18 protein-coding genes are annotated in these 19,189 nt (G+C 55.8%); 6 read left to right on the top strand and 12 right to left on the bottom strand.

Features of this window, described 5'->3' with window-relative positions; genetic code table 11:
• Nucleotides 1-25 precede the first annotated feature (25 nt).
• From RA157_RS14500 to RA157_RS14480, 5 genes are all read right to left on the bottom strand, one after another.
• The gene (locus tag RA157_RS14500) at nucleotides 26-1,531 is read right to left on the bottom strand and encodes a Ppx/GppA phosphatase family protein (RefSeq protein ID WP_350333843.1); all 1,506 of its coding nucleotides are present in this window, start codon (nucleotides 1,529-1,531) and stop codon (nucleotides 26-28) included.
• A gap of 6 nt (nucleotides 1,532-1,537) precedes the next feature.
• Nucleotides 1,538-3,751, bottom strand: a complete 2,214-nt coding sequence (locus RA157_RS14495; protein WP_350336210.1) for an RNA degradosome polyphosphate kinase — start codon at nucleotides 3,749-3,751, stop codon at nucleotides 1,538-1,540.
• Nucleotides 3,752-3,814: 63 nt separating this feature from the next.
• Nucleotides 3,815-4,501, bottom strand: a complete 687-nt coding sequence (locus tag RA157_RS14490) for an HdaA/DnaA family protein (RefSeq protein WP_350333842.1) — start codon at nucleotides 4,499-4,501, stop codon at nucleotides 3,815-3,817.
• The gene (locus tag RA157_RS14485; RefSeq protein ID WP_350333841.1) at nucleotides 4,498-5,601 is read right to left on the bottom strand and encodes an AI-2E family transporter; all 1,104 of its coding nucleotides are present in this window, start codon (nucleotides 5,599-5,601) and stop codon (nucleotides 4,498-4,500) included. Before RA157_RS14485 ends, RA157_RS14490 begins: the two co-directional genes overlap by 4 nt.
• Nucleotides 5,598-6,155 carry a CDP-alcohol phosphatidyltransferase family protein gene (locus RA157_RS14480; RefSeq protein ID WP_350333840.1) on the bottom strand — a complete coding sequence of 186 codons (558 nt, stop codon included), beginning with the start codon at nucleotides 6,153-6,155 and terminating at the stop codon, nucleotides 5,598-5,600. The genes RA157_RS14485 and RA157_RS14480 overlap by 4 nt, the downstream gene beginning before the upstream one ends.
• Nucleotides 6,156-6,337: 182 nt before the next feature.
• Here RA157_RS14480 and purM point away from each other — a divergent pair, with 182 nt between their 5' ends.
• Together purM and purN are read left to right on the top strand one after the other, a co-directional pair.
• Complete coding sequence (gene purM, locus RA157_RS14475) at nucleotides 6,338-7,417, top strand: phosphoribosylformylglycinamidine cyclo-ligase (RefSeq protein ID WP_350333839.1); 1,080 nt, start codon at nucleotides 6,338-6,340, stop codon at nucleotides 7,415-7,417.
• Nucleotides 7,418-7,428: 11 nt separating this feature from the next.
• Nucleotides 7,429-8,052, top strand: coding sequence for a phosphoribosylglycinamide formyltransferase (gene purN / locus RA157_RS14470; protein ID WP_350333838.1), 624 nt, complete (start codon nucleotides 7,429-7,431; stop codon nucleotides 8,050-8,052).
• Nucleotides 8,053-8,206: 154 nt separating this feature from the next.
• On the opposite strand, the gene RA157_RS14465 is transcribed toward purN, so the two are convergent.
• Nucleotides 8,207-10,303 (bottom strand): molybdopterin oxidoreductase family protein, encoded by a 2,097-nt coding sequence (locus RA157_RS14465; RefSeq protein WP_350333837.1) that lies wholly within the window; start codon nucleotides 10,301-10,303, stop codon nucleotides 8,207-8,209.
• Between the two features lie 224 nt (nucleotides 10,304-10,527).
• On the opposite strand from RA157_RS14465, the gene RA157_RS14460 reads away from it, so the two are divergent.
• Genes RA157_RS14460 through RA157_RS14450 form a run of 3 tightly spaced genes read left to right on the top strand, consistent with a single transcriptional unit; the run spans nucleotide 10,528 to nucleotide 12,324 of the window.
• Nucleotides 10,528-11,139 carry a YceI family protein gene (locus RA157_RS14460; protein WP_350333836.1) on the top strand — a complete coding sequence of 204 codons (612 nt, stop codon included), beginning with the start codon at nucleotides 10,528-10,530 and terminating at the stop codon, nucleotides 11,137-11,139.
• A gap of 34 nt (nucleotides 11,140-11,173) precedes the next feature.
• Nucleotides 11,174-11,728, top strand: a complete 555-nt coding sequence (locus tag RA157_RS14455) for a cytochrome b (RefSeq protein ID WP_350333835.1) — start codon at nucleotides 11,174-11,176, stop codon at nucleotides 11,726-11,728.
• Between the two features lie 35 nt (nucleotides 11,729-11,763).
• The gene (locus RA157_RS14450; RefSeq protein WP_350333834.1) at nucleotides 11,764-12,324 is read left to right on the top strand and encodes a YceI family protein; all 561 of its coding nucleotides are present in this window, start codon (nucleotides 11,764-11,766) and stop codon (nucleotides 12,322-12,324) included.
• 138 nt (nucleotides 12,325-12,462) lie between these two features.
• Here the strand turns inward: RA157_RS14450 and ndk are convergent, their stop codons facing one another.
• Together ndk and RA157_RS14440 are read right to left on the bottom strand one after the other, a co-directional pair.
• A complete protein-coding gene (ndk, locus tag RA157_RS14445) occupies nucleotides 12,463-12,885 on the bottom strand; it encodes a nucleoside-diphosphate kinase (protein WP_350333833.1) in 423 nt (140 codons plus the stop codon).
• A gap of 88 nt (nucleotides 12,886-12,973) precedes the next feature.
• Nucleotides 12,974-13,657 (bottom strand): glutathione S-transferase family protein, encoded by a 684-nt coding sequence (locus RA157_RS14440; protein ID WP_350333832.1) that lies wholly within the window; start codon nucleotides 13,655-13,657, stop codon nucleotides 12,974-12,976.
• 321 nt (nucleotides 13,658-13,978) lie between these two features.
• Between RA157_RS14440 and RA157_RS14435 the strand changes: the two genes are divergently transcribed.
• A complete protein-coding gene (locus tag RA157_RS14435; protein ID WP_350333831.1) occupies nucleotides 13,979-15,862 on the top strand; it encodes an ABC-F family ATP-binding cassette domain-containing protein in 1,884 nt (627 codons plus the stop codon).
• Between the two features lie 9 nt (nucleotides 15,863-15,871).
• Here the strand turns inward: RA157_RS14435 and RA157_RS14430 are convergent, their stop codons facing one another.
• The 4 genes from RA157_RS14430 to RA157_RS14415 form a co-directional block, all read right to left on the bottom strand.
• Nucleotides 15,872-16,360: an HPP family protein gene (locus tag RA157_RS14430; RefSeq protein ID WP_350333830.1), complete on the bottom strand. Its 489-nt coding sequence runs from the start codon at nucleotides 16,358-16,360 to the stop codon at nucleotides 15,872-15,874.
• Between the two features lie 86 nt (nucleotides 16,361-16,446).
• On the bottom strand, nucleotides 16,447-17,166 hold the full coding sequence (locus RA157_RS14425; RefSeq protein ID WP_350333829.1) for a class I SAM-dependent methyltransferase: 720 nt from the start codon (nucleotides 17,164-17,166) through the stop codon (nucleotides 16,447-16,449).
• A complete protein-coding gene (locus RA157_RS14420; RefSeq protein WP_350333828.1) occupies nucleotides 17,163-17,612 on the bottom strand; it encodes a DNA polymerase III subunit chi in 450 nt (149 codons plus the stop codon). Before RA157_RS14420 ends, RA157_RS14425 begins: the two co-directional genes overlap by 4 nt.
• A gap of 32 nt (nucleotides 17,613-17,644) precedes the next feature.
• Nucleotides 17,645-19,141, bottom strand: coding sequence for a leucyl aminopeptidase (locus RA157_RS14415; protein WP_350333827.1), 1,497 nt, complete (start codon nucleotides 19,139-19,141; stop codon nucleotides 17,645-17,647).
• Between the last annotated feature and the right edge of the window lie 48 nt (nucleotides 19,142-19,189).

Raw genomic sequence — 19,189 nt, 5'->3', positions numbered from 1 at the left:
TCAAAATGCTCTATTGATAAGCGCTCTAATCAACACGGACGATAGATTGCAGCCCCCTCACCTTTGCCATCTGGCGCAGGCGTTTCTGCAGCACTGAACCATTCAATTCTTCAAGCTCCGGCGGCAGAACAAGGCACAGGGTTTCCCCGTCCCGGACGATCCGTGTGGACAGCAGAATGCCGGGCATACTGGCTGTCATCACATATGCAACGCGGAAAGCCGCACCCAGTACACGCGCACGGGTTTCCAGCCGCTCTGACGCCAGTTCCCTGATGCGGGGGCTCAGCTGCGCGTCCACAAGCCCTTCATGCCGGAAATAATTGGCCAGGGCCAGATAAGCACGCCCGGGATGGTCAATTCCGGCGAATGCCGCATTGGCGATAATGTTGAGGCTCTGCTCGCCGCGATAGTCCTGATGCGCTCTCCAGCCGATATCAGCAACAAGACAGGCAGCCCGACGCAGGCGTTGCTCTTCCGGCGTTTCATCAAGCCTCAGCTCGGGCAGAAGCTGATCTGTCCAGTCGATCAGCTCAAATGCGTGCTGCGGTGCCCGTGACCGTAGAACGGCCAGATCGTTACAGGCAACCAGAAGCGGGTCTTTTTCCCGCTCCCTCTGATCCATCATGGAATAGAGATGCCCCTCGCGCACCCCATAGATGGAGACGATCAGCTCTGATGGTTCTCCCCGGCGGATCAGCTCTGCCAGTGCCATTGCACCATATGGCAGAAGCGCGCGACGGGGCTTTGACACCGCATAGATGGAATCAACCCGGGAGAGTTCCTCCTGGATGATCTCCTTGCAGAAAGCCAGTGCATCCTTCGGGTCCATCCGATAGTGATGGGTGACCCGCAACGGATAATCATTCTGTTCCATATGGAGCTTGGCCAAAGAGCGCCAGGTTCCGCCAACCAGATAAAACGGACGACCCTTCATGCGCTCCAGCACAGGCTGTCCGTCAAGATGGCGTGTACAGATGCGCTTGGCCTTTTCCAGGTCTTCACCGGACTGCTCCTGAAGACGGATACCACCGAGCGGCAACGTAATGCCGCTTCGGGCTTTACCAGCGCTCAGATCAACCAGTTCCAGACTGCCTCCGCCAAGGTCGCCGATCACTCCGTCGGGATCGATCATCCCGGCCATAACACCCATGGCCGCCGTCTGTGCTTCTTCCTTGCCGGACAACACGGTGACCTGGGTTCCCAGGATGGATTCAGCCTCTGCCAGAAATGCCGGGCCGTTCTCCGCCTCACGAGAGGCCGCCGTTGCCACTGCAAAGCACTGGACCACGCCCATATGGTTCATCAGGGCGCGAAAACGCCTCAGGGATTCCAAGGCTTTCTCGACGGAATCCTCAGCCATACGGCCATTGGCAGCAATGCCGCGCCCAAGCTCACAGAGAACCTTTTCATTGAAAACCGGAGCCGGCGCGCGCCCCAACTGTTCATAGACAACCAGACGAACGGAGTTGGATCCGATGTCGATAACGGCAACAAAGCCACTGCCCATAATGCGGCCGTGCGCGATTTCCATAGTCTCTTACCTCGAACGCAATCGCCTGATGCGATCCGTAAATGCTCTTGGAAGGTCTTCTTTAAGTGAATCGCCGCGCCCGGACAAACTCGGATTTGTCATAAAATAGTTGTGTGCGTTGAACGGCTGATCATCCGGGCCAGGCTTCACACGTGTTGCCCGACCATCGGGGAGTACCGTCCAGCTTTGCTGATTGTCCATCAGATTGGCCACCATGATCTGATCCAGAATCTGGGCATGCACCGTCGGATGGGTGATCTTGGCCATGGATTCAGCCCGCCAGTCCATGTTACGGGTCATCAGATCGGCTGAACTGATAAAGACTGTGGCCTTGGGTGACGGCAGACCGTAGCCATTGCCGAAACAATAGATACGGGAATGCTCCAGGTAACGTCCGACAATGGATTTGACTCGGATACGGTCTGACAAGCCGGGAACACCCGGTCTCAGACAACAGATCCCACGCGCCACAATGTCGATATCCACACCAGCCGTGCTGGCGTCATACAGAGCGTCAATCAGTTGTGCATCCACCAGTGAATTCATCTTCAACCAGATCTGCGCAGGCTTTCCGGCACGGGCAAACTCGGCTTCCTGTTTAATGCTGTCGAGTAGTGTCTTGCGCAGGGTAACCGGCGAGAATGACATATTCTCAAGGTCCTGCGGCTCCGCATACCCGGTAATGAAGTTGAAAATCCGGGCCGCATCCTGGGCCGTTGTCGGGTCGGCCGTAAAATAGGACAGATCCGTATAGATCTTGGCCGTAATCGGATGGTAGTTCCCCGTTCCAATATGAACGTAGGAGACCAGATGGTTCTGTTCCCTGCGCACCACCATAGACAGTTTCGCGTGGGTTTTCAGATCGATAAAGCCGTAGACCACCTGAACGCCTGCGCGCTCCAGGTCTCGCGCCCACTGGATATTCGCCTCTTCGTCAAAACGCGCTTTCAGCTCGACCACCGCGGTTACGGATTTACCAGCTTCAGCCGCCTGTGCCAGAGCATTGATGATGGGGGAGTTCTTCGAGGTCCGGTAGAGTGTCTGCTTGATGGCGACCACATCCGGATCACGGGCCGCCTGACGGAGAAACTGCACAACCACGTCAAAGGATTCATAAGGGTGATGGACAACAATATCCTTCTCCCGAATGGCTGCCAGACAATCCCCGCCATGCTCTCGAATACGCTCTGGGAACCGGGGCCGGAACGGCTCGAATTTCAGATCCGGACGATCCACATCAACCAGCTCGGATAAGCCATCAAGAGCCAGAAGACCGTCAACGACAACCATGTCCTCCTGGCCGATATCCAAGGACTCAGTTGCCACCTGTCGCAGCAGATCCGGTGTCGATGAGGAGATTTCCAGCCGGATGACCGAGCCGCGACGACGGCGTTTCAGAGCACTTTCAAAGTGACGAACCAGATCTTCCGCTTCATCATCGATCTCGATATCGCTGTCGCGGATAACCCGGAACACACCTGACCCCTGAACCTCGTAGCCAGGGAACAAGCGGTCAATAAAACGAGAGATCACGTCTTCCAGCAGCAGGAAGCGATGCTCGCGAGATGCTGCGTCACCCGTATTCAGCTCCACAAAACGCTTCATCACATGCGGGATACGGATAAGGGCAGTCATCCGCATGTTATCAGAGACCCGCTTGAGGTCCATCATCAGCGAAAAGCCGAGATTGGGGATGAACGGAAACGGATGCGCAGGGTCAATCGCCTGGGGTGTCAGGATGGGAAAGATGTAGGTGAGATAATGGGTTTCAAGCCAGGCAAGCTCGTCAGCAGACAGGGAACCGCAGTCAACAATATCAATATGTTCTGCGGCCAGTTCAGCCTTGAGAGCCCGCCAGCGCGCCTGCTGGTCATTTGTCAGGCTGCAGACGTCCTCATTAATGCGGCAGAGCTGTTCAAGCGCACTGAGGCCATCGGGACTCTTGGTTTCAATCCGCGCACCGACCTGCCCTTTCAACCCGGCAACGCGTACCATGAAGAATTCATCAAGGTTGTTGGCCGAGATCGACAGAAACCTCAAACGTTCAAGCAGTGGATGATTGCTGTTCTCAGATTCCTCAAGCACACGCCTGTTGAACTGCAGCCAGGACAGCTCCCGGTTGATGAACCTCTCAGGTGATACCCGCAACACCTCGTCAACAGCGGTCGCGTCTTCCGGCTCGACGACATCCAGTGCTTCAACCGCGGTTTCTGATTGCATAGACATATAAGGTCTCTTCCGTTTGCCCGTGTTACCCGGCTACACTTTAGTTCAGCATTTGTGTCATTCAGATGTAATCGGATCAAGTCCGTCCAAAACTTCCCCGGCTATGTGACGGGTGATGCGCGTTTTCCGCTGCAGTGCCAGCCTGTCGAGCGCTGTTGCCACCCGTGCTGCCATACCCAGCGAACGCTCCATCCGGGTCAGAAGATAATCGATCACATGGGGTTCCACATGCAATTGCCTGTCTGAGAAATGCTTGACCAGAATAGCCCGCAGCATCCCGTCATCCGGCTCATCAATCGCTACAGGCGTCGCCAACCTTAACCGGGAGAGAAGATCCGGAATTTCCAGGCCCCATTCCATAGGAGATCGGCGTGCGGTCATCAGGACGCTGGCATTAGCCTCCTTTGCCGCATTCAGGACGTGAAACAGGGCCCGTTCATCGATGCCGTCTTCACCAAGGTCCTCAATACCGAGTGCACCCTTCGCCACCAGAGCCCCGGGATCATATCCCGGCAAATCCTGTGCCCGGACCAGTGAGGCATCCGACAATTCCCGCCAGGCCCAGAGGAGGTGAGTTTTACCACATCCTTCGGGGCCTGTGAGCATCACCCATTGGGATGGCCAGTTCGGCCAGGAGTGGACCAGCTCGAAGGCCGCGCTGTTTGACGGCGCGACAATGAAATCCTCGCTACCGATTGCCGGGTCGTGAGGCAGTTCAAGAGTGAGCTGGGTCGGCTTGATCATGTTTCATCCGTCTCAGCGGTCCCGGTTTCAACAACTCTCGGGGAATGACCATGATAGAGCGGACTTTCCAGATATTGTCTGAGAGCAAACCGTACAAAAACGCCGATGGCAGCCGCTGCGGGAACCGCAATCAGCATCCCGACAAAGCCGAACAGAGATCCAAAGGCAAACAGGGCAAACATCAGCCAGACCGGATGCAGACCGACGCTTTTTCCGACCAGTTTCGGCTGGAGAATATTCCCTTCAAGGAACTGCCCGGCAGCGAACACGGCCAGCGTCAGCCCGATGAGGGTAAAGTCCGGCCAGAACTGAACAATCGCCACTCCGCCTGACACCACCAGTCCAAGTATGGCTCCGATATAGGGAATAAAACTGATGAGACCTGCACCCAGTCCAATCAGCAGACCAAACTTGAGGCCAATGAGGATGAGACCCAGTGCGTAGAAAATACCAAGCAGGATGCAGACGCTCACCTGCCCGCGCACAAAGCTCGATACAGAGGCATCAATCTCGCTTGCCAGCTGGCGAACTGTCGCCACGTTATCCCGGGGCAGCCAGCTGTCCACCTTCTCGACCATCCGGTCCCAGTCATGCAGCAGATAGAAGGCAACAACGGGCGTAACCGCGAACAGGGCCGCGATATTCAACAAGGCCTGTCCACCGTTGAGGATAGACTGCGCAAGCGTGGCTAGCCACCCTGCCCCTTCCTTGATGATGTCAGCAAGATTATTCTTCAGCTCTGTAATCGGAATACCGAGCTTGGAAAGCAACATGCCCTCCGACTGGCTGGCCAGGAGCACCTGAAGATCTGAAATCCAGGTCGGCAGATTGGCCAGGAACCCGGCCAACTGATGCCCGAGCAACGGGATAATCAGCATCAGGGCCAGACCGAAGACAATCAGGAACAGCACAAGGATTGTAACCGTCGCCCAGGTTCTGTTCATCCCGGCCCGTTCCAGACGGTCTGCGACGGGATCAAGGAAATAGGCGAGCGCCATGCCCGCCACGAAAGGCAGCAGGATAGCCCTGAATACATAAAGGAACAGGATAAAGGCAACAAAACCTGCCAGCCAGAACCCGATTTTCGATTTCAATGTCATGGCGCGTGCGCCCCGTCCTCATCCAGATCACTCATGTGTCGCATCCATTCTACCGCATAGGCCAGAGTGGAAAACACCGTTGTTGCCGCAACAAGATAGAACAGAATCGGCCCGGCGGCAGCAAAATCCACCCCAAATGCGGCACTGCCAAGACTGGACGCCGCCAGAATGATCTGCATTGTGGTGTTGATCTTGCTGATCATCAGAGGGCGCATGACCATGGGGCGATGGATCAGGCGGGCCAGCAGAACTCCGCCGACAATCAAGACATCCCGGCTGACGATCAGAATAACCAGCCAGAGCGGGATAATTCCGGGGATACCCAGTGCAATATAAACGGAGACCAGCAGGGTCTTGTCCGCGATTGGGTCAAGATAGGTACCCAACGCACTGCGCGAATTCATCAGACGTGCCAGATAGCCGTCGATGGCATCAGAAATACCGGCAACAACAAACAGCACAAAGGCCGCCATTAGATACTGGTCCAGTATGAGCCAGATTATCAGCGGAACAATCAGCAGACGTGCAATGCTGATCAGATTGGGAAGTGTCACGAAACCGACTCCGACACCAGGTTCACTCCTTGCAGAGATACGCTTTTTCCCGCAAAGGTCCAGTCCAAGCCTGTTTTTATCGTCTGATACTTGTTGAAAGCAGTGGAAGGGCTTGCGTTTCAGCTCATTTTCTGTTCGATGCTCCCAACAACTCCTTATCAGAGATCAGGGACTGGCGAACCATGGCGGACACTCCGGGACAAGACGGCAAAAACTCCTACTCCTATGCCCAGGCCGGCGTGGATATTGATGCAGGCAATGCTCTTGTTGAGGCAATCAAACCCCATGTAAAAAGCACAATGCGGCCGGGCGCAGATGGCGAAATCGGTGGTTTTGGCGGCCTGTTTGACCTGAAAGGTGCCGGTTTCAAGGATCCTGTGCTGGTTGCTGCCAATGATGGTGTGGGAACCAAGCTGAAACTGGCTATCGACACCAACATCCACAATACTGTGGGCATTGATCTGGTGGCCATGTGCGTCAATGACCTTGTGGTCCAGGGTGCAGAGCCGCTGTTCTTTCTCGACTATTTCGCGACCGGTAAGCTGGCGACAGATGTGGCCACAGATGTGGTTGCAGGCATTGCCGAAGGCTGCCGCCAGGCCGGGGCTGCCCTGATTGGCGGAGAAACCGCCGAAATGCCCGGCATGTATCAGGACGGCGACTATGATCTGGCCGGCTTCTCTGTTGGCGCGGCAGAACGCGGCACCCTGTTGCCCTCAGAAGCGCTTCAGGAGGGTGATGTGCTGCTGGGTCTCGCATCGAGCGGCGTTCACTCGAACGGCTTCTCCCTTGTGCGCCGTCTGGTGGCCGACTTTGGTCTGGCCTGGGATCAACCCGCCCCGTTTGCCAGCGACAAGTCACTGGCCGAAGCTCTTCTTGAGCCGACCAAGATCTATGTGAAACCCATTCTTTCCGCTATTCGCGAAACTGGTTCCGTAAAGGCACTGGCTCACATTACCGGTGGTGGATTTACCGAGAATATTCCGCGTGTTCTTCCGGACACGCTCGCTGCAGAAATCGATCTTCCGTCCGTTCCCGTTCTGCCGGTCTTCTCATGGCTGGCTGGCCTTGGCGGCATCGCTGAAGATGAAATGCTCCGCACCTTCAATTGCGGCATTGGCATGATTGTCGCCGTGGATGCCGAAAGCGCCAGCGCTGTTACTGAGTGTCTGACCAATGCCGGAGAAACCGTTGTTCGCGTCGGCACCATTGGTCCTCGTGATGGGGAACCGGTGGTTTATCACGGCTCCCTGGCACTGTAGGGCAAACGCGCATGACAAAAACACGGGTCGCAGTTCTTATTTCAGGCCGAGGCAGCAATATGATGTCTCTGGTCGAGGCAGCGGCCTGTGCAGATTATCCGGCAGAGATTGGTCTTGTCCTGTCCAACAGACCGGATGCTGCCGGACTTCAGTTTGCGTCAGACCATGGCATTGCCACCGACTGCGTTGATCACAAGACTTTTCCGGACAGGGAAGCTTTTGAGATTGCCCTCGATAGCGCCATCCGGAAGCACGATATCGATCTGGTCTGCCTTGCCGGTTTCATGCGCCTTCTGACACCATGGTTTGTGGATCGCTGGCACGACCGGCTGATCAACATTCATCCTGCCCTGTTGCCATCCTACAAGGGCCTGGATACCCACGCCCGCGCTCTGACCGACGGTGTTACACTGCACGGCTGCACCGTTCATTACGTGCGGGCTGAAATGGATGCTGGGCCCATTATCGGACAGGCTGCTGTGCCGGTCCTCACCGATGATACGGAATCCTCGCTTGCAAAACGGGTCCTGGCCCAGGAGCATAAGCTCTATCCGGAAGCCCTCGCCCGGGTCGCCTCAGGACAGCTCGACCAGCAGACCGATCTGGACCAGTCCTGCCTGCGGGTTCTGCGCTAGAGCATTTTGCGATGAACGGGATTCATGCGCATGCTCCATGTTTTTGATGACGCGAGTTGTCTGTCGCCAAAACGGTTCCCACTTTGGCGCAACACGCTTTTACTGGAGCGAGTTGTTTGTCGCCAAAACGGTTCCCACTTTGGCGCAACACGCTTTAAAGCTTTTTCAACCAGACATGATTGTCATGGAAGGCTGCCCCGCCATAGGGTGCAACGGCATCCGCTCCAACCAGCGTATTGATACCGCGGCCATCGTCATGGGCATGGTTCGGCCAGATCCCTTCCACTATCAGCACGCCTTTTGAAACGGTTTCCGTCACCTTTGCGTGGACAATTACTGTGCCTCGCTCATTGCCGAGCGTTACCCGGTCTTCGTCCGCAAGGTCATGCTGGCCTGCGTCTTCAGGATGGATAAGGACCGTTGGCTGCTTTTCCCGTTTCAGGGAGCCCGGTGTCTCTGTAAAGGTGGAGTTGAGAAATGTCCGTGCGGGCGACGTGGCCAACCGATAGGGATAAATCTCATCCGCGTCTTCAAGGACGGACCAGTGATCCGGCATTGGCGGGATATCTTTCCAGTCACCAAACGGCTCGCCGACCGGCTTGTTGGGTGCGGGAAACCGCCCCCAATCAGGCTTGAAGTGAAACTTCCCGTCCGGTGTGGCAAAGCCATTGCTGAAATGGGCGGTTTCGAAATCCGGCTGGCAATCAATCCAGTTCTTCGTCTTCAGCTGCTCAAGAGACCCGAGACCACCGCCTGAGACCATTGCGTCGATATGCTGCTGCTCGGTCATCCGGAAGCCCGGATGGTCAAGCCCCAGCCTTTCAGCAAGTCCGCAGATAACCGCGTGGTTAGACAAGCATTCTCCGGGAGGGTCGACGAGCTTGGGACCATAGGCAAGATGCATCTGTCCCCCACCGCGATACACATCATCATGCTCGGTAAACATGGTTGCCGGCAGAATGATATCGGCCAGCTCTGCGGTTTCCGTCATGAACTGTTCATGGACACAGGTAAACAGGTCCTCCCGCAGGAACCCCTGTTTGACCAGCTCCTGCTCTGGTGCAACAGAGACCGGATTGGTGTTCTGTATAAACAGCGCATTGACCGGCGGCCCGTGCCGCAATGCTTCCGCGTCGCCTGTCAGGATCCGGCCAATCTGGGACTGGTCAAGATAGCGGATATCGTCCCGGCGATAGCTGTTCGCCTCGTTCAATTCTGTATCCAGCGTATAAATAGCGCCGTTATTCTGAAACGCACCGCCTCCACGATGCTGCCAGGCGCCAAGTACCGTGGCGATGCACGATGCTGCATGGACGTTGACCGCCCCGTTGCGCTGACGGCCGAAGCCATAACCCAGTCGGAGGTAGGCGCGAGGACGGTCGCCGAGAAGCTTTGCAAACTGCTCAATCTTCTCAACCGAAAGGCCCGTAATTCCGGCGGCCCATTGTGGAGTTCTGGTTTTCAGGTGTTCCGCGAAGGCATCAGGACAATCACTGTAAGCCCGAAGGTAGTCCCAATCAGCTTTTCCATCCCGGAACAGACAATGCATGACCGCACAGGCCAGCGCGCCATCCGTACCCGGGCGCAGGCGCAAGGCCAGATCGGCCTTCTGCATTGTGGCATTGTCGTAGATATCCACAACAACCAGCGGAGCCTTACGCTCTTTTTTGGCGCGGGCGGCCAACGTCATCACATTGACCTGGGTCGCGACCGCATTGGTTCCCCAGATAACCAGGAGATCGGTCTCCGCCATCTCTCTGGGGTCCGGCCCCATCAGCTTGCCGGTTCCAGCCACATAGCCCGTCCAGGCCATGTTTGTACAAATGGAACTGAACTGGTTGGAATACCCCTTCACATGCCGCAGCCGTTGAATGCCATCCCGCTGGACCAGGCCCATGGTTCCGGCAAAATAATAGGGCCAGACCGTTTCAGCGCCATGGAGACGCTCAGCCCTGAGGAGGGCTTCTGCCACTTCATCAAGGGCTGATTCCACCGACAATGACTGCCAGTTCCCGTCCCCCTTTGCACCGGTACGCCTGAGCGCTTGCGTCAAACGGTCAGGATGATGGGCACGCTCGGCATAGCGCGCGACCTTCTCGCAGATGACCCCTGCCGTGTAGCTATGGTCCTTCGCACCACGAACCCGGCCAATGGTGTTGCTGTCCAACACCTCCACAGACAGGCCACAGGTTGATGGGCAATCATGAGGGCAGACTGAGAATCTGAACTCCGGCTGATCTGACGCTTCCATTCCAGCTCCCAAAAGGTTCCGGGCTCGCATCTGGAACAGTTACGACCCGTTTTGGCTGTCATATCAGACAACAGATGAAGACAACAACTCCCGCATAGTCGGGTGTTTTTGATTAGTTGCTCTTCACTGCTCACACTGTTCAACAAAACTTTTATATTCAAATCAGTCAGAACCCCCATATTGAGGGTCACTGGCATCGTCTCATGGATCAGGAGTCTCCCTCAATGACATCCAAACTGCTTGCTTCGGCATTTCTCGCAACTTCTCTTCTGGCCACTCCCTTTGCGCTTTCTTCTCAGGCCAATGCTGCAGAAAGCTTTGCGTTCGACAAGGGGCACAGCGAGATCATCATGGGCTGGAACCATGCAGGCGTATCAGACCAGACAGCAGAATTTACGGACTTTTCCGGTACCGTTGTTCTGGACGAGGAAAATCCCGACAAGAGCAATGTGACAGTCACGATCAAGGTGGACAGCCTGCATACGGGCTTTGGCCCGCTGGATACGGAGCTGAAGGGACCCGGTTTCCTCAATGAGAAGAAACATCCGGAAATTACATTCAAGAGCACCGCAGTAAATCGGACCGGTAAAAATACCGCCGATGTAGCAGGAAACCTCACCATAAACGGGGTCACCAAGCCAGCGACCCTTGCCGTGCAGCTTATTCATCTGGGCGACCACCCTCTGGCACCGTTCATCGACTACTACGCAGGCAAATGGGCCGGGTTCAAGGCCACCACCAGCCTCAACCGGTCAGATTTCGATGTTGGTGCCTTTGCTCCCCTGACGTCAGACCGCATTGATGTATCAATCAATGTGGAATTGAAGAAAAAATAGTCTCCGGCCAATGAATTCAGAGGGGCGGCAGTATATGGGTCTCAAGAACACGGAGCGGTCCTATGGCAGCATTGCGAAGCTTTTTCATTGGGCTTCCGCACTGCTGATCATCGGTCTTCTTGGCCTTGGCCTGTATATGGAAGACCTGCCGCCGTCTTTTGAGAAGGTCGAGCTCTATGCACTCCACAAGAGCCTGGGCATGATTGCTTTTGCCCTGGCTGTTGCGCGGCTTCTCTGGTCATCGCTCAGTTCACGCCCCTTAATGCTCGACGAGAAGATGACAAGGCTGGAAATTCGCCTGGCCAAGGGCGTGCACCATCTTCTCTACCTGCTGATTATCCTGATTCCTCTGACCGGCTGGCTGCAGCATGCGGCCTCTGAGCAGCGGTTCGAGGAGTTTCTGCTGTTCCCCTTCCCGACCTTGATTGAGCCCAATGAGACGCTGAAATCAGTGGCGGCGATTGTTCATGAAATTGCCGGAAAGCTGCTTTTGGTCACGCTTCTGCTTCATATTGCCGGAGCTTTGAAACATCATTTTATCAACCGGGATGCCACGCTTAAGCGGATGCTGCCAGGCAAACCAGAATGACGCGCGGTGTTCCAACTTATTGGATAGTCTCAAAAATGTTTTTTCGCACTCTCTTTACCGCAATCATCACATCTGGCCTTCTGCTGCCTGCTGCAACAGCATCCGCCAGCCCATGGACCGTCAAGCCAGAGACAAGCTCCCTGACATTTTCGGCCGGAAAAGGCGGCAACGCCATCCGCGGGTCTCTGGGTTCATTCAGCGCCGAAGTCATTCTTGATCCTGCCAATCTGGCAAACGCGTCCATTCGCGTAACAATACCATTGAATGACGCAACGACCGGCCGCGCTGACAATGACAAGGCCCTGCATGGCGCGGAGTGGTTCAACACCGGCCAGTTTCCGGAAGCCGTCTATGAAAGCGCGTCTGTAGCAAGGCTTGAAGATGGAACCTACTCAGCCGAAGGGAGCCTGACCATCAAGGATATAGCGCTTCCTGCAACACTTTCTTTCACACTCAATGTAAACGATTCTGATGCTCACGCCGAAGGGCAGGCGCAGATCAATCGCAAGGCCTATGGCATTGGATTCAAGGACGGCTCTCTTGTGCCGTTCGATGTGACTGTCTCTTTCAGCCTCGACGCGTCTAAAGCTGATTAGAGCGTGCTTCCGAAAAGTTGACAGACTTTTCGGATAAAAGCTCGCGTGAAAACAATATGTTAAAGCACCTCCGCTGGGCCCACGAAAAAGGGGTGCCTGATCAGGCACCCCTCAATCACTTACCGACAGAGCGTTGGATTAGCCAACCAGCTCAATGCCAGCAAACCAGTAAGCGATTTCTTCTGCTGCGGTTTCAGGAGCATCTGAACCGTGGACAGAGTTTTCGCCGATGGACTGAGCAAACTCTTTACGGATGGTGCCTTCAGCAGCTTCAGCCGGATTGGTTGCGCCCATGACTTCACGGTTTTTGGCAATAGCGTTTTCGCCTTCCAGAACCTGAACAACAGTCGGGCCAGAGCACATGAAGTCACACAGTTCACCAAAGAACGGACGCTCTTTGTGCACTGCATAGAAGCCTTCAGCCTGCTTGCGGGACATCCAAACGCGCTTCTGAGCAACAACGCGCAGACCAGCGTCTTCGAGTTTGGCAACGATTTTGCCGGTGAGATTGCGAGCCGTTGCGTCCGGCTTGATCATGGAAAAGGTACGTTCGATGGCCATCTGTTCTGCCTCTGACAAAAACCATTAAGGGGAGGATTTGCGAGGCTTATACAGGCGGCCACCCAGTCCTTCAAGGGCTTTCGTGTTCTCACCAGGCTGTTTGTGCCTGAACATCATAGCGTCTGGTCATGCGGTCGAACCAGAGTGCGATGGGATCATCGGTTTCAAGCAATTGAAATGATGAGCAGCAGCGCGCCCATTGCAGGGTGCCATAGACCGAGATATCCGCATAAGCGGGATCATCACCGGAAATATACATCTGCTGTTCCAGGGTCCGTCTCAATGCGACCAGGCTGGATCTGAACTGTGTTACCCGCTCATCCCTGCCTGCCTGAATATCCTCGAGACTGCGACCAAACCGCTTCTCCCGGCTCTCGCGGAAGTAGGTCTGATCCGCAGGGTCCAGCATATCGTGGATATCAAGGATGATAAGCTGGGCAACGCCCGGAACCAGAAGCGTATTGTTGTAGTTATCGACGAAACGCGCCAGCGAAGCCGCAGCGCCCTCACCGATCAGGCTCGATCGGTCGGCATAGGTTTCATCCAGATAGGTCGCGATTGCCCAGCTATCGGAGCGGGACATATCTGCCTCGAACAGAATGGGTACTGTGGGGCTGTCTGATCCCGCGATGTCGGGGATTTCCGTAAACAGTACTGGCACAGTTTCAAAAGGCAGGTCCTTGTGTGCCAGTGAAAGACGTGTGCGCCAGCAATAGGGGCTGAAGCGGACAGTCTTGTCTGCACCGCACAATTCATACAATTGTCTCGTCATCAATTTCTCCCCCGGGATTTAAATTTAAAAGACAAAAGCACTACCGCCTGCCCCTCATGTAGCCACATGACCCGCTGAACGAACGGTCCAAAACCATATTGCTCAAGCCCTATGAATGGAACCCGGTTTTTGAACGACTGCTCAAAAAAATTAAGCATTTTTACCACATAACCATATTTTCAGACCTGACCGTCTTCACGTTCACTCACGACCCCGCACAGCAGGTGTGATCTGTGGAGAAACGGACCATGCAGAGGTCGGGATAAATCCCGGACGTGACAGGGGCTTGCCCTGTCAGGTGTTTCAGGTCAAAAGAACCCCATGCTGACGATCAAAGACCTGACATATCGCATTGCCGGACGAACTCTGCTGGATACAGCTTCCGCTGTGGTGCCGGACGGAGACAAGATTGGGTTGGTGGGCCGCAATGGCACCGGCAAGACAACCCTGTTCAAGCTGATTACGGGGGATATATCCCAGGAATCCGGTACTCTCAGCCTGCGGAAAGAGGCTCGGATTGGCCAGGTCGCCCAGGAAGCTCCAGCGACTGATGAAAGCCTGATTTCCTTCGTGCTCCGCGCTGATACCGAACGAACCGCTCTTCTGGCGGAAGCAGAGACGGCTGAAGACCCGAACCGGATTGCTGAAATTCAGGTACGACTGGCAGATATCGAATCCCATTCGGCAGAAGCGAGAGCTGCAGCCATTCTTCATGGTCTGGGTTTTGATCACGAGGCGCAACAGCGCCCCTGCCATGCGTTTTCCGGCGGTTGGCGCATGCGTGTTGCCCTTGCCGGTGTTCTCTTTGCCCGACCAGACCTGCTGCTGCTTGACGAACCGACCAACTATCTCGATCTGGAAGGCACAGTCTGGCTCGAGACCTATCTCAGCCGTTATCCCTATACGGTTATCATCATCAGCCATGACAGGGACCTGCTGAACAATGTGGTGGGGCGGATCCTTCATCTGGATCAGGGCCAGCTCACCTCCTACCGGGGCGGTTATGACCAGTTCGAACGTCAGCGCCGGGAGAAGCAGGCTCTTCAACAGAAGCTGAAAGACAAGCAGGATGCCGCCCGTAAGCATATGGAAGCCTTTGTGGAGCGGTTTCGTGCCAAGGCAACCAAGGCCCGCCAGGCCCAGAGCCGCCTGAAGGCGCTTGAAAAGATGGAGCCGGTTGCAGCGCTCATAGACAGCGAAATCCAGCCCATCCGGATTCCTGATCCCGAAAAACCCGCCTCCCCGCCTATTCTGCGGATGGAGAAGCTGATTGTCGGTTATGATCAGGCCAAGCCCGTTCTCAGGCGTCTTGACCTGCGGATTGACCCGGATGACCGGATTGCGCTTCTGGGGGCAAACGGCAACGGCAAGTCCACCTTCGCCAAACTTATCTCCGGGCGTCTTGAGCCATTTTCAGGCACCCTCACCCGCGCCGACAAGCTGGACATTGCCTATTTCGCCCAGCATCAGCTTGATGAGCTGGTTCCATCCCAGTCCGCTGTTGACCATGTCCGAGCGTTGATGCCGGATGCGCCTGAAGCCAAGGTTCGGGCCCGAGTCGCCCAGATGGGACTGGCCACCTCGAAGATGGAAACAGCCGCTCAGGACCTGTCCGGTGGAGAGAAGGCGCGGCTGCTTCTGGGACTGGCGACGTTCAGTGGTGCTCATCTGGTGATCCTTGACGAGCCCACCAACCATCTGGATGTGGACAGCCGCCAGACACTCATTCAGGCCATCAACGACTATCAGGGGGCTGTTCTCCTGATTTCGCATGATCGGCATCTGGTAGAGGCCGTGGCTGATCGTCTGTGGATTGTGCGTGACGGAACCGTTCAGGCCTATGATGGGGATCTGACCGATTATCGACGGTTGATCCTGTCAGCAGACAGCAAGCAGGACCGGTCTGCAGATCAGGTCAAAACAACACCATCTGCTCAGGATCGCCGCAAACAGGCTGCAGACAGGCGCAAGGAAACGGCGCCACTCCGTAAGACGGTAAAGGCACTTGAGGACCAGCTCGAGACGCTTCAGACCAAACTTGACAAGCTGGACAAGCGCCTCGCAACGCCGGACCTTTTCACAGATCATCCGGAAAAAGGCGTTCAACTGTCGAAAGAGCGTGCGGATACGGAACGGCTTCTCCTGCAGACGGAAGAAGACTGGCTTGAACGCTCAGCCGAACTTGAAGAGGCTATGGCCGATTAGAGTGCGATTCTAGGAATCCAGCGGATAACTGGCCGTTTTTGCGAGACGGTGATAGGCAAAAGCCAGCACCACCAGAGCTACGCTTCCAATCAAGACCGGGAACAGCAGAAAATCGAATCCCGGCTGGCTCAGGAAAATCACAATCGGATTGGCCCCTGCTGGCGGGTGTGTGATACGCAGGAGTGCCATAAGAGCAATAGCAACGCCGACGGCAAAACCTATCGCCCACCAGGCTTCTGGCAGAAGCTGCATCAGGATCAGAGCCGAAGCTGCGCTGATCAGATGGCCGCCAACCACATTGGCAGGTTGTGACAACGGGCTGGCTGGCACTGAAAACAGCAGCACAGCAGTCGCGCCAAACGGTGCCATCAACCATGGTATTCCTGAGAGGTGCGACAGCAGACCGACAAGCCCGATGGCCAGCATGCCGCCGAGACCAGCCAAAAGGGATTTCTGAACGGGTTGAGCCGGTTGATGGCGCTTGAAAAACTGCTGCATGATTTGCCCCTATCTGTTGTCGACAGACTTAGGGTTCAGAGCGGTCAAACTGCAAGGAGGATCAGGTCACGTCTCCGTGAGACGCATCAATCCCCCTGTTTGCGCAACAGCTCCAGGCGGGTATGGGGGATGGACCGGCCTTTCTTGACGATTTCGTAGTCGTGGCGCTCAACCAGACTGAAACCGAGAGAGTCAAACCGGTTCAACTCACCCGGTGAGAGTGGCCACGGTGGCCCGTCGGGTTGGCTTTCCGTATCGCGCGTTCTCGTGATCAGCAGCAAGCGGCCGCCGGGTTTGACCAGAGCCGCGACTGCAGAAAAAGCAGCCTCACGCATAGGACCCTGCAGCGCCTGAAGGGTGTAGCATTCATGAACCAGATCAAAGGCTTCAATCCAATGGGCAGGCGGATCCATCAGATCTGCCACCTGATAGGCAACCTCTGAATGCTCAAAGCGTTGCCCGGCCCAGCTTATGGCGCCGCTGGCAAAATCAAAGGCTGTTGTTTGCCATCCATGAGATGCGAGTGCCTCTGCATTGTCTCCAAGACCACACGCGATATCGATAGCCTGCTGCCTTTCACCAGGATTGTTCGCTAGCCAGTCAACCAGCGCTTTCTTTGGCTCCAGATCAGCCCAGGGCACACCGGCGGCATCACCATCAGCCAGATCATAGACCTGATCGAACCAGTCATTCCGGTCCTTATGATCACCACCAACTGCACCCGTCAGTGTGTCCAGACGGGAACGGGCTTCGTTGCGGCGGGCTTCAAAACTCTCGTCCCCGGGACGATCCTTCGGGTCAGTCATGCCTTCTGCTCCCAACGCCCCCGCTCGGTCTGCTGCCAGTAGGTGGTGTTATGTTCAGCAGCCTTCAAGGTCTTCCACTGGCTGCGCGCCTGCTGCAGCTGGGATTCATCACTGCCATCGAAAATATAGACTGCGCGCTCATAAGCGGATACATCGCCGACCGAGGCCCCATCCACATAGAACCGGACATTCGAACCGTTGGGGTTATCATCATCCAGAACAAGCGCGACAGGCTGCTTGTCCAGGTCGCCGGTCTCTTTCGTCCCGTGCGGCAGGAAGCTCTCGTCACGATAGGTCCAGAGATGACTGTCGAGCGCAGCCAGCCGTTCAGCCGATCCGGCCTGAACAACGGCTTTCCAGCCACGCTCGAGTGTCTTTTCAAGAAGTGTCGGCAGAACCTGCTCCAGCGGCGCATGCTGCAGATGATAGAAAAGAATATCCGTCATGGTGCCACCGACAGGTCTCCCGCCTTTTCCGGTCAGGCCTCGTAGTAATCCCGGACCAGACGATCCAGAAGCCGAACGCCGTAGCCGGAACTCCAGGATTTGTTGATCTCGGTCTGCGGAGAACCCATGGCAGTACCGGCCACATCGATGTGAACCCATGGCGTATCTTCAACGAAACGCTGCAGGAACTGGGCTGCAGTGATCGATCCCGCATAGCGACCGCCCGTGTTTTTCATATCGGCATTCTTGGTATCGATCATCTTGTCATAATCAGGTGACAGAGGCAGACGCCAGACTTTCTCGCCCGTGGCCAGACCGGACTGGGTCAGGCGCTCCGACAGCTCATCATCATTGGAGAAGATACCGGCATGATGATTACCAAGAGCAACCAGAACAGCACCGGTCAGCGTCGCCAGATTGATCATAAAGGCCGGTTTGAATTCCTGACGGGTATAGGTCAGAGCATCTGCGAGAACCAGGCGTCCCTCGGCATCCGTGTTGATAATCTCGATGGTCTGCCCGGACATGGATTCAACGATGTCGCCCGGACGCTGTGCCCGACCATCCGGCATGTTCTCGACCAGACCAATCACACCAATCACATTGGCTTTCGCCTTACGGGCAGCAAGCGCATGCATCAGGCCGGTCACAGCGGCAGCACCGCCCATATCGCCCTTCATGTCTTCCATACCGCCGGCTGGCTTGATGGAAATACCGCCGGTATCGAACACAACACCTTTGCCGACAAAGGCAATCGGCTTGTCCTTCTTGCGACCGCCATTCCATTTCATGATGGCAAGACGGGATGGCCTGTCTGAGCCCTGCCCCACGCCAAGAAGCGCACGCATACCAAGCTTGGCCATCTCTTTTTCGGTGAGAACCTCAACTTCAACACCCAGTTCAGTCAGGGCTACTGCACGCTTGGCAAATTCTTCAGGCCCCAGAACATTGGCCGGCTCGTTTACCAGGTCGCGAGCGAGCAGAACGCCATCGGCAACACCATTGGCAGCGGCGGCAGCCTTGCGAACCTTGGCAGCATCTTCAACAGCGAAGGAAACCTTGACCGGCTTGGCGGCCTCGTCATCCTTCGTCTTTGTCTTGTAGGTATCAAAACGATAGGCCGCCAGACGCAGGCCCATGACGCAATCAGCAAGCCGCTCAGGTGTTGCATCCGCCCCGGGGAACTCGCCGATAATCGTTGCCTGTTTGGCTTTGGAGGCGGAAATCTGGCTCATCACTGTACCGCCAAGGCGCAGCCAGTCATATTCCGTCATTTCAGCGGGTGCTCCGAGGCCAATCACGATCAGACTGTCCAGCGTCGTGCCTGCCGGTGTCAGGACAGACATTTTCGACAGAGCCTTGCCCTTGAAGTCTGCAGCGGATGACGCCCGGTCGATGGACCCGTTGCCAGTTGCATTGATCTCTTCCGTCACAGTTCCCTTGGCAAGGTCATCGTTGACGAAGACAACAGCCGTCCCCTTGGTCGGCATGGTCAGTTTTGAAAATGTAACAGTAGGAAGAGCAGCCATATAAACAAGTGTCCCTGAGCAGTCTGGTCGGTCTGGCCCATACCGGGA

This window comes from Coralliovum pocilloporae, from assembly GCF_030845175.1.
Taxonomy (GTDB): domain Bacteria; phylum Pseudomonadota; class Alphaproteobacteria; order Rhizobiales; family Cohaesibacteraceae; genus Coralliovum; species Coralliovum pocilloporae.
The sequence above is the reverse complement of the archived record's forward strand: the minus strand, read 5'-3'. Positions and strand labels throughout refer to the sequence as shown.